Source organism: Thiobacillus sp., from assembly GCF_013693775.1.
Taxonomy (GTDB): Bacteria; Pseudomonadota; Gammaproteobacteria; order Burkholderiales; family Thiobacillaceae; genus Thiobacillus.
In genome coordinates, this window is the sequence record NZ_CP059257.1 from 683,466 (window position 1) to 708,445 (window position 24,980).

At 62.4% G+C, this 24,980-nt stretch carries 28 protein-coding genes and 1 pseudogene; 12 read left to right on the forward strand and 17 right to left on the reverse strand.

The features are described 5' to 3' along the window. Positions 1-63: 63 nt before the first annotated feature. The 7 genes from HZY77_RS03380 to HZY77_RS03410 form a co-directional block, all read right to left on the reverse strand. The gene (locus HZY77_RS03380) at positions 64-738 is read right to left on the reverse strand and encodes an NAD(P)H-binding protein (RefSeq protein ID WP_296818738.1); all 675 of its coding nucleotides are present in this window, start codon (positions 736-738) and stop codon (positions 64-66) included. A gap of 115 nt (positions 739-853) precedes the next feature. After that, entirely contained in the window at positions 854-1,318 is a 465-nt protein-coding gene (locus tag HZY77_RS03385; protein ID WP_296818740.1) for a protein tyrosine phosphatase family protein, read from the reverse strand. A gap of 57 nt (positions 1,319-1,375) precedes the next feature. After that, on the reverse strand, positions 1,376-1,948 hold the full coding sequence (locus HZY77_RS03390) for a dihydrofolate reductase family protein (RefSeq protein ID WP_296818743.1): 573 nt from the start codon (positions 1,946-1,948) through the stop codon (positions 1,376-1,378). A gap of 46 nt (positions 1,949-1,994) precedes the next feature. Next, positions 1,995-2,393, reverse strand: coding sequence for a YciI family protein (locus HZY77_RS03395; protein WP_296818746.1), 399 nt, complete (start codon positions 2,391-2,393; stop codon positions 1,995-1,997). A 174-nt stretch (positions 2,394-2,567) separates the two neighbouring features. Further along, complete coding sequence (locus tag HZY77_RS03400) at positions 2,568-3,053, reverse strand: VOC family protein (RefSeq protein ID WP_296818748.1); 486 nt, start codon at positions 3,051-3,053, stop codon at positions 2,568-2,570. Between the two features lie 146 nt (positions 3,054-3,199). Next, positions 3,200-3,829, reverse strand: coding sequence for a dihydrofolate reductase family protein (locus HZY77_RS03405; RefSeq protein WP_296818750.1), 630 nt, complete (start codon positions 3,827-3,829; stop codon positions 3,200-3,202). A 336-nt stretch (positions 3,830-4,165) separates the two neighbouring features. Continuing rightward, positions 4,166-4,693: a hypothetical protein gene (locus HZY77_RS03410; protein WP_296818752.1), complete on the reverse strand. Its 528-nt coding sequence runs from the start codon at positions 4,691-4,693 to the stop codon at positions 4,166-4,168. A 173-nt stretch (positions 4,694-4,866) separates the two neighbouring features. On the opposite strand from HZY77_RS03410, the gene HZY77_RS03415 reads away from it, so the two are divergent. Continuing rightward, positions 4,867-5,955 (forward strand): IS110 family transposase, encoded by a 1,089-nt coding sequence (locus HZY77_RS03415; RefSeq protein WP_296818754.1) that lies wholly within the window; start codon positions 4,867-4,869, stop codon positions 5,953-5,955. Between the two features lie 237 nt (positions 5,956-6,192). Here the strand turns inward: HZY77_RS03415 and HZY77_RS03420 are convergent, their stop codons facing one another. Then, positions 6,193-6,609: a hypothetical protein gene (locus HZY77_RS03420; protein ID WP_296818756.1), complete on the reverse strand. Its 417-nt coding sequence runs from the start codon at positions 6,607-6,609 to the stop codon at positions 6,193-6,195. Positions 6,610-6,693: 84 nt separating this feature from the next. Beyond that, positions 6,694-6,960, reverse strand: a complete 267-nt coding sequence (locus tag HZY77_RS03425) for a hypothetical protein (RefSeq protein WP_296818758.1) — start codon at positions 6,958-6,960, stop codon at positions 6,694-6,696. Between the two features lie 95 nt (positions 6,961-7,055). Between HZY77_RS03425 and HZY77_RS03430 the strand changes: the two genes are divergently transcribed. From HZY77_RS03430 to HZY77_RS03455, 6 genes and pseudogenes are all read left to right on the forward strand, one after another. Next, positions 7,056-7,376: a hypothetical protein gene (locus tag HZY77_RS03430; RefSeq protein WP_296818761.1), complete on the forward strand. Its 321-nt coding sequence runs from the start codon at positions 7,056-7,058 to the stop codon at positions 7,374-7,376. A 730-nt stretch (positions 7,377-8,106) separates the two neighbouring features. After that, positions 8,107-8,364: a hypothetical protein gene (locus HZY77_RS03435; RefSeq protein ID WP_296818763.1), complete on the forward strand. Its 258-nt coding sequence runs from the start codon at positions 8,107-8,109 to the stop codon at positions 8,362-8,364. A gap of 96 nt (positions 8,365-8,460) precedes the next feature. After that, a pseudogene (locus tag HZY77_RS03440) lies at positions 8,461-9,432 on the forward strand (integron integrase); the annotation flags it as partial. Between the two features lie 28 nt (positions 9,433-9,460). After that, entirely contained in the window at positions 9,461-9,913 is a 453-nt protein-coding gene (gene tadA, locus HZY77_RS03445; protein ID WP_296818765.1) for a tRNA adenosine(34) deaminase TadA, read from the forward strand. After that, complete coding sequence (locus HZY77_RS03450) at positions 9,910-10,404, forward strand: L,D-transpeptidase (protein WP_296818767.1); 495 nt, start codon at positions 9,910-9,912, stop codon at positions 10,402-10,404. Before tadA ends, HZY77_RS03450 begins: the two co-directional genes overlap by 4 nt. Before the next feature lie 272 nt (positions 10,405-10,676). Beyond that, complete coding sequence (locus tag HZY77_RS03455) at positions 10,677-11,912, forward strand: ISL3 family transposase (protein ID WP_296820769.1); 1,236 nt, start codon at positions 10,677-10,679, stop codon at positions 11,910-11,912. On the opposite strand, the gene HZY77_RS03460 is transcribed toward HZY77_RS03455, so the two are convergent. From HZY77_RS03460 to dapC, 5 genes are all read right to left on the reverse strand, one after another. After that, complete coding sequence (locus HZY77_RS03460) at positions 11,884-12,165, reverse strand: GIY-YIG nuclease family protein (RefSeq protein WP_296818769.1); 282 nt, start codon at positions 12,163-12,165, stop codon at positions 11,884-11,886. The two genes, HZY77_RS03455 and HZY77_RS03460, sit on opposite strands and share 29 nt — an antisense overlap. Positions 12,166-12,175: 10 nt before the next feature. After that, complete coding sequence (locus HZY77_RS03465) at positions 12,176-12,514, reverse strand: hypothetical protein (protein ID WP_296818771.1); 339 nt, start codon at positions 12,512-12,514, stop codon at positions 12,176-12,178. Continuing rightward, entirely contained in the window at positions 12,514-13,290 is a 777-nt protein-coding gene (locus tag HZY77_RS03470; RefSeq protein WP_296818773.1) for a M48 family metallopeptidase, read from the reverse strand. The genes HZY77_RS03465 and HZY77_RS03470 overlap by 1 nt, the downstream gene beginning before the upstream one ends. Positions 13,291-13,321: 31 nt before the next feature. Then, positions 13,322-14,146: a 2,3,4,5-tetrahydropyridine-2,6-dicarboxylate N-succinyltransferase gene (dapD, locus tag HZY77_RS03475; RefSeq protein ID WP_296818775.1), complete on the reverse strand. Its 825-nt coding sequence runs from the start codon at positions 14,144-14,146 to the stop codon at positions 13,322-13,324. Positions 14,147-14,309: 163 nt separating this feature from the next. Further along, a complete protein-coding gene (dapC, locus tag HZY77_RS03480; RefSeq protein WP_296818777.1) occupies positions 14,310-15,506 on the reverse strand; it encodes a succinyldiaminopimelate transaminase in 1,197 nt (398 codons plus the stop codon). A 41-nt stretch (positions 15,507-15,547) separates the two neighbouring features. On the opposite strand from dapC, the gene HZY77_RS03485 reads away from it, so the two are divergent. The 3 genes from HZY77_RS03485 to HZY77_RS03495 all read left to right on the forward strand — a co-directional run bounded on the left by HZY77_RS03485 (position 15,548) and on the right by HZY77_RS03495 (position 17,701). Then, positions 15,548-16,450 (forward strand): DMT family transporter, encoded by a 903-nt coding sequence (locus HZY77_RS03485; protein ID WP_296818779.1) that lies wholly within the window; start codon positions 15,548-15,550, stop codon positions 16,448-16,450. Beyond that, positions 16,443-16,820 carry a VOC family protein gene (locus HZY77_RS03490; protein ID WP_296632750.1) on the forward strand — a complete coding sequence of 126 codons (378 nt, stop codon included), beginning with the start codon at positions 16,443-16,445 and terminating at the stop codon, positions 16,818-16,820. Before HZY77_RS03485 ends, HZY77_RS03490 begins: the two co-directional genes overlap by 8 nt. 137 nt (positions 16,821-16,957) lie before the next feature. Continuing rightward, positions 16,958-17,701, forward strand: a complete 744-nt coding sequence (locus HZY77_RS03495; RefSeq protein WP_296818782.1) for a ferredoxin--NADP reductase — start codon at positions 16,958-16,960, stop codon at positions 17,699-17,701. A gap of 161 nt (positions 17,702-17,862) precedes the next feature. On the opposite strand, the gene HZY77_RS03500 is transcribed toward HZY77_RS03495, so the two are convergent. The 3 genes from HZY77_RS03500 to queF form a co-directional block, all read right to left on the reverse strand. After that, the gene (locus HZY77_RS03500; RefSeq protein ID WP_296818784.1) at positions 17,863-18,195 is read right to left on the reverse strand and encodes a cupin domain-containing protein; all 333 of its coding nucleotides are present in this window, start codon (positions 18,193-18,195) and stop codon (positions 17,863-17,865) included. A gap of 59 nt (positions 18,196-18,254) precedes the next feature. Next, positions 18,255-19,541: an FGGY-family carbohydrate kinase gene (locus tag HZY77_RS03505; RefSeq protein WP_296818787.1), complete on the reverse strand. Its 1,287-nt coding sequence runs from the start codon at positions 19,539-19,541 to the stop codon at positions 18,255-18,257. Between the two features lie 4 nt (positions 19,542-19,545). Then, positions 19,546-19,965 (reverse strand): preQ(1) synthase, encoded by a 420-nt coding sequence (gene queF, locus HZY77_RS03510; RefSeq protein ID WP_296632760.1) that lies wholly within the window; start codon positions 19,963-19,965, stop codon positions 19,546-19,548. A gap of 97 nt (positions 19,966-20,062) precedes the next feature. Here queF and smc point away from each other — a divergent pair, with 97 nt between their 5' ends. Beyond that, a complete protein-coding gene (gene smc / locus HZY77_RS03515) occupies positions 20,063-23,560 on the forward strand; it encodes a chromosome segregation protein SMC (protein WP_296818790.1) in 3,498 nt (1,165 codons plus the stop codon). Positions 23,561-23,630: 70 nt separating this feature from the next. Continuing rightward, the gene (serS, locus tag HZY77_RS03520; RefSeq protein ID WP_296818793.1) at positions 23,631-24,977 is read left to right on the forward strand and encodes a serine--tRNA ligase; all 1,347 of its coding nucleotides are present in this window, start codon (positions 23,631-23,633) and stop codon (positions 24,975-24,977) included. The last annotated feature ends 3 nt before the right edge of the window (positions 24,978-24,980 follow it).

A 24,980-nucleotide genomic window follows, 5' to 3' on the forward strand; every position in this document is an offset into this window, starting at 1 on the left:
GAGTGGGGATGAAAACGATTATAGAGCGCCTCGCGCGAGGGGCCGGCGGGCCGTCCGTTCCCGTCAGCGCTCGGCTTCGCCCAGGCGGAAGCCGGGATTCCAGTCGAACGTATCGACCGCCTTGTCGCTGGACACCGCGCCATCGGCTTCAGCGATGTTGTATANCCCGGACTTTCCGCACGTCGCCGCCCGGCGCGCCGCATCGGCGGCGGCATCGACGTGCAATGGTCCATCGCCGGGTGGCCGGTCGAAACCCGTCCCGGGCCCATAGAGTTTTCCGTAGCGCAGCACGATGCCTTCGAACGGCGCAGTCAACACCTGCCGTTCCAGGCTGGCCACGGCGCGTGCGGACAAGCCGATATCGGGATCATCCAGATTCAGCGGCGCATCTTCGCGGTATGGCTTCGGACCGGGCGCATAGGCAAAGGCAATGCTCTGGGCCACCATGCGTTTCACGCCCGCCGCAATCGCCGCGGCGACCAGGTTGCGCGTGCCGATCTCACGGATGCGTGCATTGCGGATCCGTGCTTCGGCCATCTTCTCGGGGGCCAGCGCAGGCGGAAGATCGGTCAGCTGGTGGATGACGATATCCGGCTGCGCCTTCCGGACAACGCCAAGCAGCGACGGCGCATCGAACACGTCCACGATCACCGGCTCGACACCCAGGTCGAGCAGCATCGACGCCTTGTCCGCCGAGCGGGTCGTCCCGGCCACAGACCAGCCATCGTCAACCAGCATGCGGCAAAGACGGCGGCCGATTGNCCCGCTCGCGCCGGCAACGAGAATCCTTGTCTTTGGCGTGCTGGACAGGGTCTGGCGCGCGGAAGCGTTGTCCCGTTGCCGTATAGGGACATCAGCCATGCGATCCGTCCAGGGTGGCGGAGATGAACGAAGACCACGTTTCGTCGGGTTGCCAAATATCGTTCATGAGGGCGAATGCCCGCTCGTGCGTCCAGCCTTGCCGAATGACGTGATACAGCCCCAGGAAAGCGGAGACCCGCATGTTGGCCGCGCAGTGAACCCAGATCGTCTCGCCTCCGTTCCTGGCCATGACCTCGAAAAACGCGAGGAGATCGGCGTGGGTGGGGGCCGAGAACTGGACAGGGATATGCTCATAGCGCATACCAAGCGATCGAACAACGCCCGCCTCGTCAGGCAGCGAGTAGCGCGGATCGTCATGCAGTGCCAGATTGACGACAAGAGTAAATCCAGCCTCCGCGATCTCGCGCAACTGGTCCACAGAGGGTTGTCCGGAGGTACTCAGCCGATCGTCGACAGCGCGGTAGTTGCGGATACGGCTGAAAATGGAATTGTCCATGTCAGGGTAGGGGTGGCTGAAGGGACGTGTTTTAGTCGGTCACGCTTGAATGGATCGTTAAACGGCTCCACCCGGACCGCCTTTGTGTATCTCATAGCGCAACTCAGCCATGCCAGCCCCCATCTGATGAACTGACATCAGGCGCAGAATTGGGCTGAGCAGTCTGCGAGGGAAAAGTGGCTTGCCCTTGCCGAGGGTGACCGAACCCACCTGGATGATCAGTTCGTCCAGTAAGCCAGCATCGTAGAACTGGCCCGCGAGATCCCCGCCTCCAACTATCCAGATGTTTTGGGTGCCTGCAGCCGCTTGCATTTCAGTGTGGACGTCGCGTACTTTTCCATTGACGAATCTGATGTTTGCCCCATCGATGATTGGAAGCCTGCGACTGGAGAATACCCAGGCTGGCTGCGTGTACGGCCATGCCGAGCCGGTCTCGGAGGCAAGCTTTTCGGCGTTGCGCACCATCCATTCGTAAGTTGCTGATCCCATCGCCAACGCACCCACATCAGCAATGAACGCTGGATAGCTGGAGCTATTCAGGTCACCAAGCGGGAACAGCCAGTCAAGTGAGTCATTCTCGGTAGCAATGAAGCCATCGAGACTGGTCGCTGCGTAATACTGCGTTTTCATTCTTGTGCCCTAAATAGGATTCATGCGCCTTGATGATATCCACACACTACCTGGTACCAGGGCCGGGAGTCTCGTTCGTCAGCTTGAAGGCACTTGCCCGCTCGCTTTCGATAGGTCGAATTTCAAATGTAAGTCCACAGGCCAGGCAAGGATTCTGGGATGCCAGGGCGACGGCTTCCTGCAGGTTGGCCGCGCAGANAAACCAGTAGCCCCCGACGACCTCCTTCGCCTCTGCATAGGGACCATCCCTCACACCCGAGCGCGAAACCAGCTTGGTTTGCGTGGCAAGCCTCTGGCCCGGCTTGAGCCTGCCTTCTTGTACCAGACGATCGTGCCAGACGTAGAAGGCGTCGATGGCGTGCTGGATTTCTTCCGGGGACTTGTCGGAATCCCATTTCCCGCGCGAGAGGACCAGGAAATCGAGAAGGGGAGAGGGATCGGGCACCGGTTTCTCCAGTTGAGCCGTGATGCAAACACCGTCAATTTAGCGCATGCCGTGGTCTTGCCTCAATGGCGTCGCCCGGTTCGCCTCTGTTTACGTTAGGCGCCTTGGGCGCTGACATTGGGTCGATTTTCGACCACGAAAGTTCGCGGCCATCGAAACGGCCGCGCTTGAGCGTCAGCCGCGCCGGGCCGCTTCGATCGCCGCGATGTCGATTTNTCTCATCTGCATCATCGCCTCGAACGCGCGCTTGGCTGCAGCGCGATCGGGATCGGCGATTGCGGCAGTGAGCGCGCGCGGCGTGATCTGCCACGACAGGCCCCACTTGTCCTTGCACCAGCCGCAGGCGCTCTCCTGACCGCCGTTGTCCACAATCGCATGCCACAAGCGGTCGGTTTCGGCCTGGTCGTCAGTCGCAACCTGGAACGAAAAGGCCTCGTTGTGTTTGAACGCCGGGCCGCCATTCAGGCCGAGACAAGGGATGCCCATCACGGTGAACTCCACCGTCAGAATGTCGCCCAGCTCGCCCGNCGGATAGTCGCCGGGCGCACGACAGACCGCTCCCACCGTGCTGTCCGGGAAGGTCTCGGCGTAGAACTTCGCGGCGTCCAGGGCAGTGCCGTCATACCAAAGACAGATCGTGTTCTTGGGGACCATATTCATTCTCCATTCGTGGTGTCAAAGATAGCGGTTGGACGCCAGTTGCCCGCCGATGTGAGCGATTTACACGTATCTTCTGCCATGGCGGCTTAACGTCGAAGGTAACGTTAGAATTCAGCCGACCGCGGCAACCGGCTGTTAGGCCGCCCTCACTGACGCACATAGCGCACGTGTGTTGCGGCTGGACCATCAAGAACCCTGTCAATGCGAAACTGCGGCCCGGGCTCGCGTAGGTTCTCGAAGAGACGCCGCCCGCCGCCGAACAACACGGGCGCCAAGGCGATTTCAAGCTCGTCGACGACACCCAGGTTCAAGTACTGCTGGATCACATCCGCTCCACCCGCGATACGAATATCACGACTGCCTGCGGATTCCCGAGCCAGCTCCAGGGCACGCTCCGGCCCGTCATTGATGAAGTAGAAGGTCGTCCCACCGGGGCGTACCCAGGGTTCGCGTTTTTCATTGGTAAGAACGTATACCGGCGTGTGAAACGGAGCCTCCTCTGGCCAGACGCTCTCGCCCTGGTCGAACATTCGCTTGCCCATAATGTTGGCACCAATGCGCTCCATGGTGCTGCGAACCAGATCATTGACCGGGCCGGTCTCTCNCCCTGGTCCGAACTTGAGGTTCTCGCGAAAGTACTGTTGATTGATGATCCAAGCCATCAGCGCACCCCACTTGGCACCCCAATTCTTGTACCCAGGATTATCCATGGTCATTCCTTCCGGTGCCATGTAGCCATCGAGGCTAAGTCCAATGTTGACGAATACTTTGCTCATAATTCTCGATTCCTTTAATTTTGGCCTCCGGCTCAGCCAACAGGGCTTCGTGCACTGCCGCAAATCTCGACTGTTATGTACCAGGCGATTTCCTGGTACTACTTGTCGACGAATAAGCAGGGGAGGTTTCGACAGCTTGCCTAAAGTTTTTTTGATTGGCCAGGCAACTGGTTTGGGTGAGGCCTAGACGCTACCTACAAAGGCAAGCAAGAGCAGGCCAGGCAGCGATTTGACGGATACGCTCTTTGCGGACATTCGCTATTCCCTAACGTTCAAGCTCAGCCGACCGCGTAAGCGGGCGAAGCCCGCTGTAGCGCAGGGTTGGGCGTCATATCGTCAGCAGTTTATCGAGTTGTAGTAGAAGTCTGACTTTGTGGTGCGCTTGAAACGAAACGGAGCCACAACAATGTCTCTGCCATCCAATTTGATGAAGCCCGGCAAGAAGGTCAATGAAATCTCGTCGGCATCGAATGATGAAGGGAAGACATAGTTGATTGACATATAGAAGTAGGGGCCGGCAGGCTTGGCGTTCGTTGTTACTGGGTGAGTAGATGCAGCACCGTCGCCCGACCTCAGTTCGATCATTTCGAAGTTGGTGTCTACAGACTTCGTTGTTTTTCCAAGCAGCATATAAATGCTTAAGGGTTTCCCTTTCTCGTACCTTGGAAACACGGAAATGACTATTCCCCCAATGTCTCGCTCAAGCGCATCCAAGGCCGTGGCATTCCACCCGCAACTCGAAGATCGAATTGGAGCGCCATCGGCTGGATTGGGTTCGTAGTACGTCCGATTCATAGGCATGGCGACGCAGCCAGCCAGCATGGTTAGAGATATGGCAACCGCCGTAATCGAGGTGAGTCTCATGATGCCCAACGTGGAGCTAACCGGCTCGCCAAAGCGCAGCTTTGGCGAGTCCAGCGACCCAAGGGAGCGCGGTTGAGTGATGGGATGGACTCCCCGTCTTTTTGTTGCCATAGTTGGCGTCACTGGTCTTCATGGGGATGGGGATCAGATGTCTTCAACGAAAGGAGTCCGACATGAAGTCTACTACCGTAGCCGTTGACCTTGCCAAGTCCGTTTTCCAGCTGGCCGTGGCCGATGCTTCCTGGAAAGTCATCGAAACCCACCGCCTCACCCGCAGCCAGTTCGAGCGCTGGTTCCACAACCGCGACGTCTCGCTCGTCGTCATGGAATCCTGCGGCTCCGCCCATCACTGGGCACGCCATCTTTCCGGCCTCGGCATCGAAGTGAAACTGCTGCCCGCCAAATACGTCCGCGCCTATGTGAAGCGCAACAAGACCGATGCCGCCGACGCGGCGGCCCTGCTCGAAGCGCTGCGCGCCTCCGACATCGATCCCGTGCGGATCAAGTCGGTCGAACAGCAGGCCCTGCAGGGCCTGCACCGCACCCGCTCGCTGTGGATGTCCACTCGCACCAGCCGCATCAATGCCTTGCGCGGCTTCTGCCGGGAATTCGGTTTGGCGATTCCGCAGGGTGCCCGCACCGGCGTCGAAGCCATCGCCCGCATCCTGGCCGACCCGGCGTCCAGCATTCCCGACCTGATCCGGGGCTCAATGAAGCTGCTGGTCGAAGAAATCCGCCTGCTGGAGCAACGCGTCGCGCAACTGGAGAAGGAGCTCACCGCACTGGCGCAGCAAAGCCCCGCCTGCAAGGAACTGCTGAGCGTCCCCGGCATCGGTCTGTTGACCGCCACCGCCATGGTCGCGGCGACCTCGGGCGAAGTCGGCCACTACCGCGACGCCCGCCACTTCGCCAGCTGGTTCGGCCTCACGCCCAAGGAATATTCCTCCGGCAGCACCCGCCGCCTGGGGTGCATCTCCAAACGCGGCGACCGCTATCTGAGGATGCTGCTCACGCACGGCGCGCGGGCGGTGCTGCGATCGGCCGTCGTGGCGAAACAGGCAGGCCGACAGGTCGACGGCCTGAAAAACTGGGCACTCAGGGTGCAGGGCCGGACCAACCACAACAAGGCAGCCTGTGCGCTGGCCAACAAGCTGGCGCGCATCTGCTACGCCGTGCTGCGGGATCACGAGCCTTACGGCAAGCTCAGTGTCCGGGAGGAGAACAAGAAGACAAACCGCACGGCGTACGCCGTGGCGGTTTGAGCAAGGAAATCACCACCCTGCGTTTGCGAAGAGACTGATCGCCCATCATGGCTCAAATGATTGCATCATCACGGACTGACGCCGGTAACTCTTCCGGCACCCAAGCTGCCGCTTGTAACGATTGGCGCGCCGTGAGCAGATTCCATGTCGGCACGGGTCACACAGAACCCACTCAAGATGCCGGATATACGACTGCACGCAATTCCGAACAGCCACAACTATCGATCTGGTTTCTTGCTATTGAGGGAGTCCATATACAGGGTTAGCCATGGCGGCCAAAACACCGGGCCAGCGTGGCCACACATAGCGCACGAGCCAAACCGACAGTATTACAAGCAAAGTGCTGATGATTAGGTAGTCGTAATTGATAACCCAATCCAGCAATGGCACCCAGAATGGCAAGTTGTGCCCAAGATCGCGGAGGCCCGGGACGAGAAAGACACCGATTAGATAGAAGGGAAGAAAAAAGGCGGTAGCAACCAGCAAGATTGCGTAAGCGATTGCTGGGCCGAAGAACATAAACAACCACCTACCTGGAACCCCGCGCCCCATGAACACCGAGAGGTAACTGGCAGCGATGACCGGCGAGAGCAAGGCTACAAAGTAGACCGTTGCAATAACTGCTACCGCAGCGTAACCAGGATCAATACTCATGATGGCTAACGTTGGAGGTAACCGGACTGCCGCTTGCGGCAGGTCCGGTTGACCGAAGGGTTGGGCAATTGGCAGCAGGACATGCTATTGCTTCGTCAAACTGCCAATCAACACTAGGCCAATAGCAAGGGCAAGCCAAATAAACAAGATGACTTTCTGGCCTTTGGGCATCGTTTGTCTTTCACCGGGCTTCAATTGAGCTGCAAGTTTTCTTCTTTGCGCAATAGCAAGTAGAACCATTGCCAAGAGAATAGAGAAGGACATTGCATACGCGCCAAAGAGTGGCGGGTAAATGCCAGAAGCGGAGCCAAGCATTAGCGCAGCGACAAGAATCCACAGAGCTTTATTCATGTAGGGCCCAACGCTTAGCTGTGGGGACGCCGCTTTAGCGGCGGTCCCGCACGAGCGTTGTGTTCGGCACCCGACTTAACTACTTGGAGAAAACGATGGCAAGCCTGATTCCTGAAACCGCAACCCGGCTACAAGCTGTGGCTTTTGTGAAAGACGCTGAACTAAGCGCGATTGGGCGCAGCGCCATCATTCGCATGGAAGCCGGAAAGATGGCAGAAATGGCCCTGCGCAAGATACTGGAGGATTGCATTAAAACAGAAGGCGATTACATGGGGTACAAGGGCCAGACGCTGAAATTGGATGTTTATGTCCTCTCACAGATCGACCTTCACCAGATCATTGCGCGAGCAAGAGAGCAAGGCGAGCACGATGCCCTGCGCTGGATGGTGCCGAACGCTGAGGTAACCGGCGCATGACAGCAAGCGAAGCGCCGCTGGCAGGCGTCCGTGTTGACCGCCGTGTTATGCGCCTGGCCGCACTGTTTGTGCAGCCGGACGGATGCTACGCGGGACTGCCGGACGTTGATGCTTGGCCGGAGCAACGGGACGCAAGGCTCTACGCCGGTCCGCTGCCAGTGGTGGCGCACCCGCCGTGCCAGTTGTGGGGCGCGATGGCGGTTGTGAACTATGCCCGATGGGGCGGAGAGCACAACAAGCCAGGGAACGACGGCGGCTGTTTTGCGGCGGCGCTTGAAAGCGTGCGGCGGTTTGGCGGCGTGCTTGAGCACCCGGCGAAAACTAAAGCATGGGCAGCGCACGGACTGGCGCAACCGGCGGCAATTGGATGGCAGCGCACCATCGATGGCGGGTGGGTGTGCGAGGTTTGGCAGAGCGCCTACGGTCATCGAGCGAACAAGGCGACATGGCTTTACTACCACGGCACGAACCCGCCTTTTGAACTGCGGTGGGAAAGGCCAGAAGGAACGCACCAGATCGGTTTTCACGATCAACGNGGGAAGGCGGCGAACAAGCCTACCCTCGGCAAGCGTGAGGCGAACGCCACGCCTTTGGAATTTCGGGACGAACTGCTGCGCCTGGCGATGATGGCGCATAACGAACCAGCTAAGGGGCCGCGCTGAAAGCGCGGTCCCGTGGAGCGCGAAGCGCGGAACGAACTTGAGCGCCTTGTTGGGCGCGGGAGACGATGATGAAACCCTACATGGTTGAAATAACCACCTATGGCGTGGTTATGGCCGAGGACGAGGCACATGCGCACCAGGTGGCAGACAGCTACAAGCGCGAAATTTTCGGCGACGACTGGAGCCCACGGATTGAAGTGGACGGTGAGGTCGTGAAGGTGGAAGAACTCGCTCACGGATGGGACGGCGAGTGCATCCCATACGGCGGCGACGGCAACACCACGCTGGCCGCATTGCTGGTGCCCAACGTGCAATATACACCTTGAAAGGTGTATATATAGTCTCAAACAAGGTGTATAAAACCGGCATTGATTTCATGATCTCTTTGATTTTTTGAGTTCCCATTATCAATAGGGGGATATATGTCGCAAGAAGATGCACCTTCCTCTCCGGCTCCGAAATTGCTTGACCAGGTGCGCGACAGGATCAGGGTCAAGCATTACAGCATTCGCACGGAGACGCAATATGTGCAGTGGATCCGGCGTTTCATCCTGTTTCACGGCAAACGCCATCCACGCGACCTTGGGGCGTCTGAAGTCGAAGCGTTTTTGACGCATCTGGCGGTGGAGGGCAATGTGGCGGCGGCGACGCAGAATCAGGCCTTGTCGGCGTTGATCTTTCTATACCGCGAGGTGCTGGGTATCGAGTTGCCCTGGTTGGACAAGGTGACGCGCGCGAAGCGCCCGCGCCATTTGCCGGTGGTGTTGACACGCGATGAAGTGCGGGCGATGTTGGGGAAAATGGAAGGGGTGTACGGCCTGCTGGCGCGGCTGCTCTACGGCACGGGAATGCGCTTGATGGAGGTGATCCGGCTGCGGGTGAAGGACGTGGAATTTGCGCGGAGCGAGATCGTGGTGCGCGATGGCAAAGGGGCGAAGGATAGGGTGACGATGCTGCCCGAGTCGGTGAAGGCCGATTTGCGGGCACATTTGGCATGGCGGCGCGATGTGTTCGAGCAGGACAAACTGGCGGGCAAGGCCTCGGTCTACTTGCCGGACGCGCTGGCCCGCAAGTACCCGAACGCACCGACGGAGTGGGGCTGGCAATATATCTTCCCGTCGGGCAGCTATTCTATTGATCCGCGCAGCGGCGAGGAGCGGCGGCATCATCTGGACGAAAAGCTGCTGCAGCGGGCCGTGAAGCGGGCGGTGCAGGCGGTGGGCCTGGTCAAGCCCGCGACGCCGCATACGTTGCGGCATTCGTTTGCCACGCATCTGCTGGAGCGCGGCCAGGACATCCGCACGATTCAGGAACTGCTGGGCCATAAGGATGTGGCGACGACGATGATCTACACCCATGTATTGAACAAAGGCGGGCACGGGGTCCTCAGCCCCTGGATATGTGATGACGGACGAGGACTACATGCGCGTCGCGCTCGAACTGGCGCGCCAGGGGCGGGATGCCGGCGAGGTGCCGGTGGGGGCGCTGGTGGTGTGCGGCGGCGAGATCGTCGGGCGCGGATTCAACCGACCGATCTCCAGCCACGACCCCACGGCGCATGCCGAGGTGATGGCGCTGCGCGATGCGGCGGGGCGGCTGGGCAACTACCGGCTGGTGGGCTGCACGCTCTACGTAACGATGGAGCCGTGCGTGATGTGCGCGGGAGCGATCCTGCATTCAAGAGTGGCGCGGGTCGTGTATGGCGCGAAGGAATATAAGACCGGGGCGCACGGCAGCATCATCGACGTGTTCGCCGAGCCGCGCCTGAACTACCATTGCGACATCGCCGGCGGGGTGCTGGCGGACGAGTGCGCGGCGATGATTTCGGGGTTCTTCGAGTCGCGCCGGCAGCAGAAGAAGGAGACGGCGCAATGAGCGAGCTGTTCATCGAGGTGGACATGCGCCTGCAGCAGTTGTATTTGTGGGAGCCTTTTCCGGACGGCGATCTGCTCATCCGGCAGTATCCGGTTTCCACGGCGGCGAACGGGGCAGGGGAGCAGAACGGCAGCTATTGCACGCCGCGCGGCCGCCACCGCATCGCTGACAAGATCGGCGCCGGGGCGCCGCTGTGCGCCGCCTTCAAATCCCGTGAGCCGACCGGCGAGATCTGGACGCCGGAGCTGGACGCCGAAAACCCGGGGCGCGACTGGATCCTGACGCGCATCCTGTGGCTGGACGGCCTAGAGCCAGGCAGGAACAAGGGCGGGACGGTGGACACCCATAACCGCTACATCTACATCCACGGCACCCACGAGGAACACCGGATCGGCACGCCAGCATCGCACGGCTGTATTCGCATGAAGAATGCGGACGTGGCGGAGCTGTTCGATCTGGTGAAGGTGGGGACGGAGGTGAGGATTTCGTAGGGTTGGGGCGGGTAGCCCTTCGACAAGCTCAGGGCGAACGGGCTGAAAGTTGGGTGCTTGGCTGAATCCATTGGTAAGCCTGGATTAGGCTACTGGTCTTTGTTCCGTTCGTGGTGAGCCTGTCGAACCACCTCTCGGCAATGCTTAATCCTTTTTATCGGATCTGTTCCTGGCCAGCCTTGATACCTCCTCCCAGTCACCCTTTATGCCTCTCTTGAAATCCGAGTGGGTAAGCTGACGTCATATTGACCNNAACCTGGATGAGTGAATTCATGACTGCCAAGCTGTTTGAAACTGCCCTTGGAATTGCCCCGCCGTGGACGGTGGCGTCGGTCGACTTCGACGAGTCGGCCAGGACCTTGACCGTGCTGATTGACTTCAAGGCTGGCAGCCGCTTCAAGGTCTCGGGCCATGAAGGCGTGCATCCGGTGCACGACACCGTGACCAAGACCTACCGGCACCTGAACTTCTTCCAGCATGAGTGCCATCTGCAGGTGCGCACGCCGCGAGTGAAGCTGCCCAATGGTTCGGTGCGACTGGTCGAGCCTGACTTTGCCGGGCGGCTGAATGGCTTCACGCTGCTGTTCGAAGCCTTCATCCTGATGCTGGCGCGCCAGATGCCGTTTGCCGCCGTGGCGCGCATCGTGGGCGAATCGTCCCACCGGGTGCTGGCGGTGTGCCAGAAGTACGTGGAGATGGCCTGCGGCCTGGCGGATCACTCCGGTGTCACGGCGCTGGCCATTGACGAGACCTCGCGCGCCCGAGGCCACAGTTATGTCACCCTGGCCGCAGACGCCGAGGCCAGGCGCGTGCTGTTCGTCACGGAAGGGCGCGACGCCCAGACCATTGCGCAACTGGCCGAGTATCTGGGCGACCATGGCTGCCCGGCCGGGAACATCGCCTCGGCGAGCATCGACATGTCGCCAGCCTTCATCGCCGGAGTCAGCCAGCATCTGCCCAATGCCCGCATCACCTTCGACAAGTTCCACGTCATCGGCCACGCCAGCACGGCGGTGGACAAGATGCGCCGCATCGAGCAGCGCACCGACAAGTCCCTCAAGGGCATGCGCTGGACGCTGCTCAAGGATGCCTCCCGGCTCAAGCCCGAGGCTGCTGCCGATCTTGACGCACTGATTGCCAGGATGACTGTCAAGCGCACGGCGCGCGCCTGGGTCTACAAGGAGCAACTGCGCGAAATCCTTGATCGCAAACAAATCAACGTCGTGCGCGCCATGCTGGAACACTGGTGCACTTGCGTCATGCGCTCCAAGGTCGAGCCGATGAAGGAGGTTGCCCGGATGATCCGATCCCATCTGGAAGGAATCGTGGCCTGGGCTCAGACACGGCAGACCAATGGATTTCTGGAGGCGATCAACGGCTTGTTCCAGGCCGCCAAGCGGCGTGCCCGTGGCTTCACCCGCATCGACACAATCAAAACCGTCATCTTCCTGATCGCCGGCCGTCTCGATTTCCACGCCATTAACCCTCATGCAGAACAACCCACTTGAAATTCAACAGAGCCCCCTTTATCAACGCCTCTTTCTTCGCGCGGCTCCAACCCTTGATCCGCCGCTCGAATGTCAGCGCCTCGATACGTGTGGCGCACGCCTGGCTCCAAACCAGTTCAACCGGCAACCGGGTCACGGTATATCCGCCGCAGACACCGGCCACGTGTTCGCCAATGCGTTTGTCCAGATCGTCGGTATGGCCCGCGTAGTACGAGCCATCCGCGCAGCGCAGCAGATAGGCCCAGAATGCCATGCCTACAACCCTACAACGGCATCGGCTTGCCGTCGTTGAGGTTGAGCCAGCCCTTGGCGATGCGGTAGATGAACCAGATGCAGGCGACGCCAAGGACGACCCAGCCGATCAGGATGATCCAGGTGAGCCCGCCGAGGACGAACCACACCAGGCCCCACCAGAAGGTGCGGATCTGCCAGCGGAAATGGCTTTCCAACCAGGTGCCCTTGGCGTCGTCGAGCTTGATGTAGTTCAGCACGATGGCGACGATGGCAGTGACGCCGGAAAACAGCGACAGCGCGTACAGCGCATAAATAACAGTGCTCAGGGTTTTGAGGCTGGCAAGTTTGTCGTCGGTCGGCGTATCCATCAGTTACGGGCTTTCTCGTAGATTGGCATCATTTTCGGCACCAGCGCATTCAATGCCTGGATGCGGTTGCTGGGCGCCGGGTGGGTGCTCAGGAATTGCGGCGGGCCGTTGCCGCTGGCCTGGCTCATTTTTTCCCACAGGCTGATCGCGGCGTGCGGATCGTAGCCTGCGCGGGCGGCGAGTTCGATACCGTAGCGATCAGCCTCGCTCTCGCTCTCGCGGCTGTTGGGCAGGGTCAGCGCAATGTCGGCCACCGGCGCCAGCACGGTGAGGTCGACCCCGGCGAGGATGGAGCCGATTTGCAGACCGCCCTGCGTGGCCATGGCGCGCGACATGCGCTCGCGGCCGTGTCCCAGCAGCGCGTGGGAGATTTCGTGGCCCATGACCTGGGCGATTTCGTCGTCAGTCAGCTTGAGCTTGGTGATGATGCCGGTGTAGATCGCCATCTTGCCGCCCGGCATGCACCAGGCGTTGAGCGTGGGCTCGTCGATCACTGCGACCGACCATTTCCAACTGCGGCTGGGCGGGTACATGGTGCCCGCCTGCGTGATCAGCCGGTCGGTGATGCGCTTGACCCGTGCGTTCAGCGCCGCGTCGGTGCTGAGCTTGCCCTTCTTCTGGGCCTCGTTGACCGTTTGCGCATAGGCCTGCGCGGACGAGGCCTGGGCCTGTTCTTCCGAAACCAGCACCAGCTGCGAGCGACCCGACACGGGGTTGGTCTGGCAGCCCGTCAGGCCTGCGGCGAGCAATACGGTGACAGCGAGAAGTGTTTTCATGGCGTCTCCTTGTACCGGGGCATCCAGTCGGTCAGATCCCGCGCAACAGTTCGTTGATGCCGACCTTGGACAGCGTCTTCTCGTCGACCTTCTTCACGATCACCGCGCAATACAGGCTGTAGCTGCCATCCTTGGACGGCAGATTGCCGGACACCACCACCGAGCCGGCAGGCACGCGGCCGTACATGACTTCACCGGTCTCGCGGTCGTAGATCTTGGTCGACTGGCCGATGTAGACGCCCATCGAGATCACGCAGTTGTCCTCAACGATGACGCCCTCGACCACTTCGGAACGCGCGCCGATGAAGCAGTTGTCGCCGATGATGGTGGGGTTGGCCTGCACCGGCTCGAGCACGCCACCGATGCCGACGCCGCCGGAGAGGTGGACGTTCTTGCCGATCTGCGCGCAGGAGCCGACCGTGGCCCAGGTGTCGACCATGGTGCCTTCACCGACATAGGCGCCGATGTTGACGTAGGAGGGCATCAGCACGACGTTCTTGCCGATGTAGGAGCCCTTGCGCGCAGCGGCGGGCGGCACGACGCGGAAGCCGCCCTCGCGGAAGTCTTTCGAGTTGAAGTCGGCGAACTTGGAGGGCACCTTGTCATAGTAATTGGTATAGCCGCCCTTGATGAAGGCGTTGTCTTCCAGGCGGAACGACAGCAGCACGGCCTTCTTGACCCACTGGTTGGTTTTCCACTCCTGGCCTTGCACGCGCTCGGCGACGCGCAGCTGGCCCATGTCGAGCAGGTCGATCACGGCCATAACCGCGTCCTTGACCTGGGGTTCAGCATTGCGCGGGGTGATCTCGGCGCGGCGCTCGAATGCGTCTTCGATGATTTTCTGCAGGTCTTGCATGATGTTTCCTTTTTAGGAGATGGGGATAAATGAATAGGGATTAGGCTCAATGCGGTTCACTTAGCCCTTGAGTCGTTCGCCCTGAGCTTGTCGAAGGGCAGCCCTTCGACAAGCTCAGGGCGAACGGTCGAAGTGAATATACCCATACTGAACAGCATTGGGGTTACGCCGCTTCGCCGACGAAACTGAGTATGCGCTTCGCAGCTTCGACGCAGGCGTCCAGGCTGTCGACCAGCGCGATGCGGACGAAGCCCTTGCCCGGGTTGACGGTGGCGGCGTCGCGCGCGAGGTAGCTGCCGGGCAGCACGGTGACGTGCTGCTTTTCAAAGAGGCCGCGCGCGAACGCGGCATCGTCGCCGCCCGGTACGCGCGCCCACAGGTAGAAGGCGGCGTCGGGCGCGTCGAAGGCCAGCACGTCCTTCAGGATGGGCATCACGGCGGCGAATTTTTCGGCGTACTGGCGGCGGTTCTCGATCACGTGCGCCTCGTCGTTCCATGCCGCGACGCTGGCGGCCTGCACCGCCGGACTCATCGCGCTGCCGTGGTAGGTGCGGTAAAGCAGGAATTTCTTCATCACCTCGGCGTCGCCCGCCACCATGCCGGAGCGCAGGCCGGGCACGTTGGAGCGCTTCGAGAGCGAGTTGAACACGACGAGGTTCTTGAAGCCGCGGCCGAGCTGCTGCGCGGCGGTGAGCGCACCCAAGGGCGGCTGGCCTTCCTCGAAGTAGATTTCCGAGTAGCATTCGTCGGCCGCGATCACGAAGCCATGCCGGTCGGACAGGTCGAACAGTTCCTTCCAGTCGTCCAGCGACATCACCTTGCCGGTGGGGTTGCCGGGCGAACACACGTAGACCAGGCTGACCGTTTCCCACAGGTCGTCCGGCACGCGCGACCAGTCCATGCGGAAGCCGTTTTCCGGCAGGGTGTTGAGAAAGAAGGGACGGGCGCCGGCCAACAGGGCGGCGCCTTCGTATATCTGGTAGAAGGGGTTGGGTGAAACGACCGTGCGGCGGCCATGGCGGCTCGAATCGACGGCGGCCTGGGCGAAGGCGAACAATGCCTCGCGCGAACCGTTCACCGGCAGCACCTCGGTCGCCGGGTCGAGTTTCACGCCATAGCGCCGTTCGGCCCACGCAGAGATGGCAACGCGCAGCGCATCCGAGCCCTGAGTGATGGGATAATTCGCCAGCCCGCCGAGTCCGGCGACCAGCGCGTCCTTGATGAACTGGGGCGTGGGATGCTTGGGCTCGCCGATCGACAGATTGATCGGCGACAGCCCGGCATCCGGCGTGACGCCAGCGAACAGCTCGCGCAGTTTCTGGAACGGGTAGGGATGGAGTTGATCGAGACGCGGATTCATTGCTGTACGGAATTTAACCAAGCCACACATTATAAAGCCCCATGCCGTCGATTCCCTTGCAGCGCACGCTTGCCATCAGCAGTCTGGTCTACGCCGCCTCCCTGTGGGGGCTGGTATGGTATCCCTATCGCCTGTTGAGCGAGGCGGGCGTGGACGGTATCGCGTCGAGCCTGTTCACCTATGCGACGCCCCTGCTGCTGATCGGCTGGCTGCATGGCCGCGTGCTGCGCGAGGCACGCGGCCGCTGGCTGTGGCTTGCCGCGATCGGCCTGACGGCTGGCTGGACCAACCTGGCCTATGTGCTGGCCGTGCTCGAAGGCGAAGTGGTCCGGGTCCTGCTGCTGTTCTATCTGTCGCCTTTGTGGACCGTGCTGTTCGCCCGTTTCCTGCTGCATGAGAAGCTCAATCGCGCCGGCTGGGCGGTGATGGCGCTAGCTGCGGGCGGCGCGCTGGTGATGCTGTGGCAACCCGGCGAATGGCCGCTGCCGGCCAACCGTGCCGAATGGCTGGGGCTGTCGGCAGGCGTGATGTTCGCGGCGAGCAACGTCATCAGCCGCCATCTGGAGGGCGTGGCGGAGGGCGCCAAGGCCGTGTCGGTATGGGCGGGGGTGGCGGTGTTGGCCTTGGTCGGACTGGCATTCAGGCCGGCCGAGCTCGGTTTCATGGCGGATGCCGCGCCCGCCACCTGGCTGTTGCTGCTGGGGGTGGGGATTGCCATCGGCAGCATGACCTATGCCGTGCAGTACGGCCTGGCGCGCGTACCAGCCAACCAGGCCATCGTCATCTTNTTGTTCGAACTGGTGGTCGCCGCGGTGGCGGCCTATTTCCTCTCCGACGAGCGCATGGGTGTGCAGGAATGGGTGGGCGCCGTCATGATCGTCACCGCCAGCCTGTTTTCCGGCCACATGGAAAACGATCAATCGAAGGAAACGCACCATGTCTGACATCACTGCGCTACTGCACGCCGGCCTGCTGGTGACCGACCTGACGCGGGCGAAGGCCTTCTATGAGTCAGTCATCGGACTCAACGTGTTTCCCGACCGCCCCGAGCTGCCTTATCCCGGCGAGTGGTACCAACTTGGCGGCGGCCAGCAGTTGCACCTGATGCAGCTGCCCAACCCCGATGTCGGCAATGTGCGTCCGGAGCACGGCGGGCGCGATCGTCACATCGCGCTTGGCGTGAAGGACATGGCTGCGCTGAAAAGCAGGCTCGATGCGGTGGGCGTGAAATACACGACCAGCAAGTCGGGGCGCGCGGCGCTGTTCTGCCGTGATCCGGATATGAATACGCTGGAGTTCGTCCTGGTCAGTTGAGCGGATCAGGCTACACGCTCCCGCTCCCGGGCGGATCAGGGCAACGCCGGTCCGCGGCCGCATACCCTGCCGGGAGGCGGGTTGAATGCAGACCCGTGCCCCCATATAGATCCCGTATTGCCTTCGAGGAGCAGACGATGAGCGAATGGGTAGAGGCAACCGTAGTCGAGCGCATACGCTGGAACGATGCACTGATTTCGCTGCGTTTCGAGGCCGAGCTGGCCCCTTTCAATGCGGGCCAGTTCATTCGCGCGGGGATGGACATAGCCGGCGAACGCATCGCACGCCCGTATTCCATGGTCAATGCGCCCGACGAGAGGCCGCACGAGATCTATTTCAACGTCGTCCGCGAAGGCCCGCTGTCGCCCCGTCTGGCCGAGCTTCAGCCCGGAGAGCATTTTTGGGTCGTGCCCGCGCCCACTGGATTCCTCACCCTGGATGAAATCCCCAATGCCCGACACCTCTGGCTCCTCGCCACGGGCACGGCGATCGGTCCTTTCCTCTCCATCCTTAAAACCGCGGCGCCCTGGTCGCGGTTTGAGAAAGTCGTGCTGGGTCATTCGGTTCGCACACGGGACGAGCTGGGTTACCAAGAGACCATCCATGAAATACGGCAGCGCCACCCCGTGCAATTCCAGTTCGTTCCGTTCGTCACCCGTGAACCCGGCGACGGCCCTCTATGCCAACGGATTCCCGCCAGCATCGAAAGCGGCGCATTGGAGCGAAAGACCGGCCTGGATCTGACTCCGGCCGATGCCCACGTGATGCTTTGCGGAAATGCCGGCATGCTGCAGGACACCCTGGCCAGCCTGGANAAACGCGGGCTGAAGCGGCATCGCCGGCGCGAGCCCGGCCAGGTCAGCATGGAAAAATATCACTGAGCGTATCGACGGGGTTGAAGCACACCGCACCCGGACGGGTCCACCGGGAAGTCCTTGCCGGGACAGACTGGACGACGCACGGGGTGTCGGCGAATTCGAGGCTTCACTCGAGTCCGACCGCCCGTTGCATCATTGATTGGCGCCCAGTTCGAGCATCGCGATCATACGCGTCGCAGCAGGACCGTGACGAGAAGAGAGGCGTCCTCCATTGCCCTGACGGCATGTGGCTCTGCGTCGGCAAGGTAAACCATGTCGCCTGCGCGGAGGCTCTGCGTTCGCCCGTGGGCATCGAGTTCCACGGCGCCTTCCAGACATTGAAGGGTGAGGGCGCCCGACGCCTTGTGATCCGGGGCTGTCTTCCCGGCGATCAGCACGAACCGGAAGACCTCGAGGTGATCCGCTCTGACCAGCGTGCTCGAACGCGTTTCGCGCAATGCCGGGCCAAGCGGGCGGACGTCGATCAACTCGCCGGATGCTGCGTGGGTCATGGCCATGAATTCTCCTTGCCGGAACAACGAGGGTGTTCGGTTTCAAGCTTGATGCATGGTCCTAACTATAGCCCTTGACCCCGCGGCGCAAGCGAGGCGAAGGTTTGCACGCCATCCCGCGCCAGCCGCGCCGCGCCGTAGGCGGCCTCGATGTGCGCNNAGCGCGTCACTGGCAGGCCGAGCCGGCGCTGGCGAATACGCGCCCAGACGGCATTACGCGCGCCTCCGCCGGCGGTTTCGACCCGGGACACGGGCGTGGCGCCCAACGTGGCCAACAGGCCGTAGCCTTCGGCCTCGATGCGGGCGAGGCTTTCCAGCAGGCCGTGCAGGAATTCGGCGTCGTCGGGCGGGCGCGGCGCCAGGCGCGGCGCAAGCTGCGGGTCGTTGACCGGAAAGCGTTCGCCGGTGCGCGGCAGCGGCAGGTAGTCGAGCGGGCTGGCGACAGCTGGATCGATCTGTTCGCTGAGCGCGGCCAGCTGGCGGTCGTCGAAGAACTGCCGCAACACCGCGCCGCCGGCGTTGGAGGCGCCACCCGCCAGCCAGCGGCTGCCGAACCAGTGCGAATAGACGCCATGTTCGGCCGATTCCACCGGCGTGTCGGAGAGCAGTTTCAGCACCAAGGTGCTGCCGAGCGAGGTGACGGCGTCGCCGCTTTTGGTCACGCCCGCGGCCAGGAAGGCGGCGATGGAATCGGTGGTGCCGGCGTGCACCANTGCAGCCGNGGATTCACGCCGAGGTAGCGCGCGCGGGCGTGACACCGTGGCGAGCCGGGCGCCAGGCGCGATCGGCACCGGCAGGTAGTCGACGTCGGCCAGGTATTCGACCCAGGCCGGCCATTTCAGCTCGTCGAGATCGAGGCCCATCTTGAGGGCGTTGTGATAATCGGTCATGCCGACCCGGCCGGTCAGCAGGCCCGACAGCCAGTCGGCCTGGTTGAGGTAGAGCCGCGCGCCGGTAAGGCCGAGCCGCTTCTTCAGCCACAGCGTCTTGGCCAGCCCCGAGGTGACGGCGGCGGCGGGGTGGCCCGGGGTGGCGGTTTTCGCGATCAGCCGCGCTTCGTCGACCGCGCGGTCGTCGTTGTACAGCAGCGGCGGATGGCGCGGGGAGAGTTCCTTGTCGCAGGCGAGCACGGTGCCGGAGGTGCCGTCGAGCGCGATGTCGGAGAGCTGCGCGCGGATCGGCGGCGGCAGCGACGCGACCAAATCCCACAGCGCGTCGCGCCAGATGCCGGCGCGTTCGTGTTCTTCGAGCGTGCCGAAGTCGCGCGCATCCTCGGCGACGATCACGCCTTCGGCGTCGATGACGCAGCTGCGTGCGCCCGAGGTGCCGAAGTCTATTCCCAGGAAATACAATTGCTTATCCGCGTGTGTTCGACTGATGCTCGAACTGTGTCAGGTCGACGCGCGGCGCAGGTTGCCAGCCTTTCTTGCGGTGCTCGGCAACGACGTTGGTGAAGATGCCGCCACGCACATAGAACTTGGCGGTCAGGCGCATGAAGCGCGGTTTCGTCGCTTTGACGAGATCATCAAGAATCCGGTTGGTGACGTCTTCATGGAAATGACCTTCCTCGCGAAAGCTCCATATGTAGAGCTTCAGGCTCTTCAGCTCGACGCAGGTCTTGTCGGGAATGTAGTCGAGGATAAGCGTGGCGAAATCGGGCTGCCCGGTCTTGGGGCAAAGGCATGTGAATTCAGGGACTTCCATGTGGATATGAAAGTCGCGTCCCGGTTTCGGGTTGGGAAAGGTTTCCAGGGTTTTGGCGGGCGTGGAGGGCATGGGGAGGCTCGGTGTAGAATGTGTCGGAAACAGAACGCCGTAAAAATCTAACGGCGCATTGAGACGACACCCATTATAAAAGCTTAGGTCCGCTGTCTTGCGTTTAACCCACATCAAACTTGCCGGTTTCAAGAGTTTCGTCGATCCCACCGTGATTCCCGTCCCCGCCCAGCTGACCGGCGTGGTGGGGCCGAATGGCTGCGGTAAGTCGAACGTGATCGACGCGGTGCGCTGGGTGCTCGGCGAATCGTCGGCCAAGCACCTGCGCGGCGAATCGATGCAGGACGTGATCTTCAACGGTTCCGGCACGCGCAAGCCGGCGTCGCGCGCCTCGGTCGAGCTGGCGTTCAACAACGAGCTCGGCCGCGCCGCCGGGCAGTGGTCGCAATACGCCGAGATCTCGGTCAAGCGCGTGCTCGACCGCAGCGGCGACTCCACCTATTACATCAACAACATGCGGGTGCGGCGGCGCGACGTCGCCGACCTGTTCCTCGGCACCGGGGTCGGCGCGCGCGCCTACGCCATCATCGAGCAGGGCATGATCACACGCCTGATCGAGGCCAAGCCGGAGGAGCTGCGCGGCTACCTGGAAGAAGCCGCGGGCGTCTCCAAATACAAGGAACGCCGCAAGGAAACCGAGTCGCGGCTGAAGGACGCGCGCGACAACATGAACCGGGTCGAGGACATCCAGCGCGAACTCAAGGCCCAGGTCGAGAAGCTCACCGCGCAGGCCGAAGTCGCTCAGCATTACCGCAGTCTGCAGGCGGATTTGACGTTTTCGCAGCACCGTCTGTGGTTCGCCCGCAAGCACGATGCCGCTCAGCAGCGCGCGCGCATCGACAGGGATCTGACCGAAGCGCAGAACAAACTCGAAGCCGAGACGGCGCGCCTGCGCCATATCGAGTCGACCTTGGAAACCGCGCGCCAGACCCAGTTCGCCGGGCAGGACACGCTCAACACGGCGCAGGCGGCGTATTACCAGGCGCAGTCGGAAGTCGCGCGCATCGAGCAGACGATGGCGCACCAGAACGCCACCCGCGAGCGGCTGTATCGCCAGGTGCAGGATCTGGGTGCGCGCGTCGAGACACAGCAGGCACGCCGGACCGCCACGCAGGATGCGCTGCACGAGGTCAACGCGCAGCAGCCCGGTCTCGAAGCCGCGTTGATGGAAGCCGAGGCCGCCGCGCGCCAGGCCACGGACAGCACCTTGCCGGAGAAGGAAGCCGCGCTGCGCGTTGCGCAGCAAGGCGTGGGCGATGCGCAGCGCATGGTGTCGCAGCTGGACCAGTCGCGCCAGGTCGACGAAAACAGCCTCGGCCATACCCGCCGCCAGATCGAGCAGCTCGAAGCGCGACATCGGCGGCTCGAGCAGGAGCAGGCCCAACTGCCGCGTCCCGACGCCAGCGGACTGGCGGGCAAGCAGCTCGAGGTGGAGGAACTGGCACAGACCCTGGCATCCGCGCAGGAGAAACTGAAGGAAGCCGAGACCGCGTTGCCGGAACTCGACGCCGCGCGTGGACAACACATGCGCGACCTCGAAGCCGCCCGCAAGGCGCTGCACCAGACGGAAGCCGAGCTCGCCGCACTGAAGAAGCTGCAGGAAAGCCTCAAGGCCGACGAGAAGCTCGGCGCCTGGCTCGCCCACCGCAACCTGCAGCACGCTGCGCGCCTGTGGGAAAAGCTCACGGTTTCACCGGGCTGGGAGGCCGCGGTCGAGGCGGTGCTGCGCGAACGTCTGCAGGCGGTGGCGGCCGATGCGCGGCCGGACTGGTTTACCGACACGCCGCCATCGCGGCTCACGCTGTGGACAGGGCAGGGCGTGTCCGCTGCGCAGGCGCCCGCGGACACGCTCGCGAGCAAGATCATCAGCGACGACCTTGCGGCCCAGGCCGCGCTGGCCGATTGGCTGGCCGGCGTGTATTGGGCCGACGATGCCGACGCGGCGCGNCGCGCGTCGACGCTGCTGACCGGCGAGTGCGTCGTGACGCCGCAGGGCCATGTGTTCACCCCGCATAGCGTCACCTTCCATGGCCCACATACCGCGGTCGAGGGCATTCTGGCGCGTGGTCGCGAGCTCGAGCGGCTGACCGCCGACGCCGAGCGTCTGCGCGAGGAAACCGTCCAGTTCGAAGCTGCCTACGGCGAGGCGCAAGCGCAGGTTGCCGAACGCCAGCGCGAGATCCAGGCCTTGCGCGCGCAGACCGGCCAGACTCAGGGCCGTCACCATACCGCGCAGATGGAACTGCTGCGCCTGCAGCAGGCGGTCGAACGGGTGCAGACCCGCGCCGCACAGATCGGTCAGGAACTCGAGGAAGTCACGTTGCAGCTGGAAAGCGAACGGGCATCGGTCGAAGGGCTGGAAATCCGCCTCAGGGACTACCGTGCGCAGGAGGAAGGCGCACGCGAGGCGCTCTACGCCGCGCGCCAGCAGCGCGACCAGGCTGACCGCGCCGTGTTCGACGCGCGCGAACTGCAGCGCGCGGCCGAGCGGCGGCATCAGGAAGCCGGCTTCGCGCTGACCACCTGCACCAACAAGATCCGCGAGCTCACCGAGACCCTGGCGCGCATCGAGCAGGAAATCGCCGATGACGACACCCGCCTGACCCAGGCGCGCGAGGAGCTGGCACGTCTGCCAGCCGACGCGCTCGACGCCGAACTTCAGACTGCCCTGGAGACGCGCACCGCGGCCGAAGCCGCGCTGGCCGCCGCGCGCGACGCGCTCGAAGGGCTGACCGCGCAACTCAGAGGACATGACGAGGCGCGGCTGGCCTGCGAGCAGGGCCTCGACCCGCTGCGCCGCACGATCGAACAGCTCAAGCTCAAAGACCAGGAAGCCATGCTGATGCAGTCGCAGTTCGAACTACAACTGCGCGAAGCAGCGGCGGATGAAGCCAGCCTCGAATCAGGCCTGGCCGACAGCCCGAAGCCCAGCCAATTGCAGGCCGATATCAACCGTCTGCAGAACGAGATCGCCGCGCTGGGTGCGGTCAACCTCGCCGCGCTGGACGAGCTCACCCAGGCGCAGGAGCGTTCCGAATACCTCGCGGCGCAGTGTGCCGACCTGCTGGAAGCCGTCACTACGCTAGAAGACGCGATCCGCCGCATCGACCAGGAATCGCGCGCGCGGCTGAAGGAGACCTTCGACACCGTCAACCAGCACATGGGCGAACTGTTCCCGCAGCTGTTCGGTGGCGGCCAGGCGCGCCTCATCCTCACCGGCGACGAACTGCTCGATGCCGGTGTGCAGGTGTTCGCCCAGCCGCCCGGCAAGAAGAACGCCTCGATTCACTTACTGTCCGGCGGCGAGAAAACGCTCACCGCGCTGTCACTGGTGTTCGCCATGTTCAAGCTCAACCCGGCGCCGTTCTGCCTCCTGGACGAGGTCGATGCGCCGCTCGACGACGCCAACACCGAGCGCTACTGCAACCTAGTCAAGGCGATGTCCGACCACACCCAGTTCCTCTTCATCACCCACAACCGTGTCACCATGGAAATGGCGCAGCACCTGGCCGGCGTCACCATGCAGGAACAGGGCGTGTCGCGCATCGTCGCGGTCGACGTGGACGAGGCGGTGGGGATGGTCGAGGCGGCCTAATTTCACGCACCTCTAGCCGATAGCCGCAGCTATCGGCGAAAATGGCGCTTTGGCGTTTCCCCATACTTCCATGCTTGATATCCAGTTGCTGCGCAAAGACGCAGTCCTCGTCGCCGAGCGCCTGGCTGCGCGCGGCTTTGCTNNCGACACGGCGCGCTTCGAAGCGCTGGAAGCTGAGCGCAAATCGATCCAGACCCGCACCCAGGAGGCGCAAAGCCGCCGCAACACCCTGTCCAAGCAGATCGGCATGATGAAGGGCAAGGGCGAGGACACCACGGCGGTGATGGCCGAGGTGGCGGGGCTGGGCGACGAGCAGAAGCAGCTGGAAGCGCGCCTGTCCGAACTCCAGGCCGAACTCAATGATTTCCTGATGGGCGTGCCGAACCTGCCGCACGAGTCGGTCGCGGTTGGCAAGGACGAAACCGCAAACGTCGAGGTGAGCCGCTGGGGCACGCCAAGACAGTTCGATTTTCCGGTGCGCGATCACGTCGATCTCGGCGAAGGCCTGGGCCAGCTCGACTTCGCCGCCGCGGTGAAGATCAGCGGCAGCCGCTTCACGGTCATGAAGGGCGGACTGGCGCGCCTGCATCGTGCACTCGCGCAGTTCATGCTAGACGTCCATACCCGCGAGCACGGCTACACCGAAGTGTATGTACCATATATTGTGAACGCCGACTCAATGTTTGGAACAGGCCAACTCCCGAAATTCGAAGTCGACTTGTTTGCGGCGTCGCGTAGCATGTTTCAATTAAAGGAACTTGTGAAAGGGCCTTTTGGCGCGGGTGATATCGCAAATTTGCTCAATGAGGAAAAATATTATCTTATCCCCACCGCCGAAGTCCCGGTGACCAACCTCGTGCGCGACGAGATCGTGCCGGCCGAAGCCTTGCCGCTGAAGTTTGTCGCCCACACGCCGTGCTTCCGCTCCGAGGCGGGTTCCTACGGCCGCGACACCCGCGGCATGATCCGCCAGCACCAGTTCGACAAGGTGGAGCTGGTGCAGATGGTGAAGCCGGAAGACTCCTACGCCGCGCTGGAAAACCTGACTGCGCATGCCGAAACAATCCTGCAGAAACTCGGCCTGCCGTACCGCAAGATGGCCCTGTGCAGCGGCGACATGGGCTTCTCGTCGGCCAAGACCTACGACCTCGAAGTGTGGCTGCCGGCGCAGAACACCTACCGCGAAATCTCTTCCTGCTCCAATTTTGAGACCTTTCAGGCGCGCCGCATGCAGGCGCGTTTCAAGGCGGGGCAGGGCAAGCCGGAACTGTTGCACACGCTGAACGGTTCGGGGCTGGCGGTGGGGCGCACGCTGGTGGCGATCCTGGAGAATTACCAGAACGCCGACGGCAGCGTGACCGTGCCGGAGGCGTTGCGTCCGTGGATGGGCGGGATCGACCGGCTGACCACCGCCTGAACG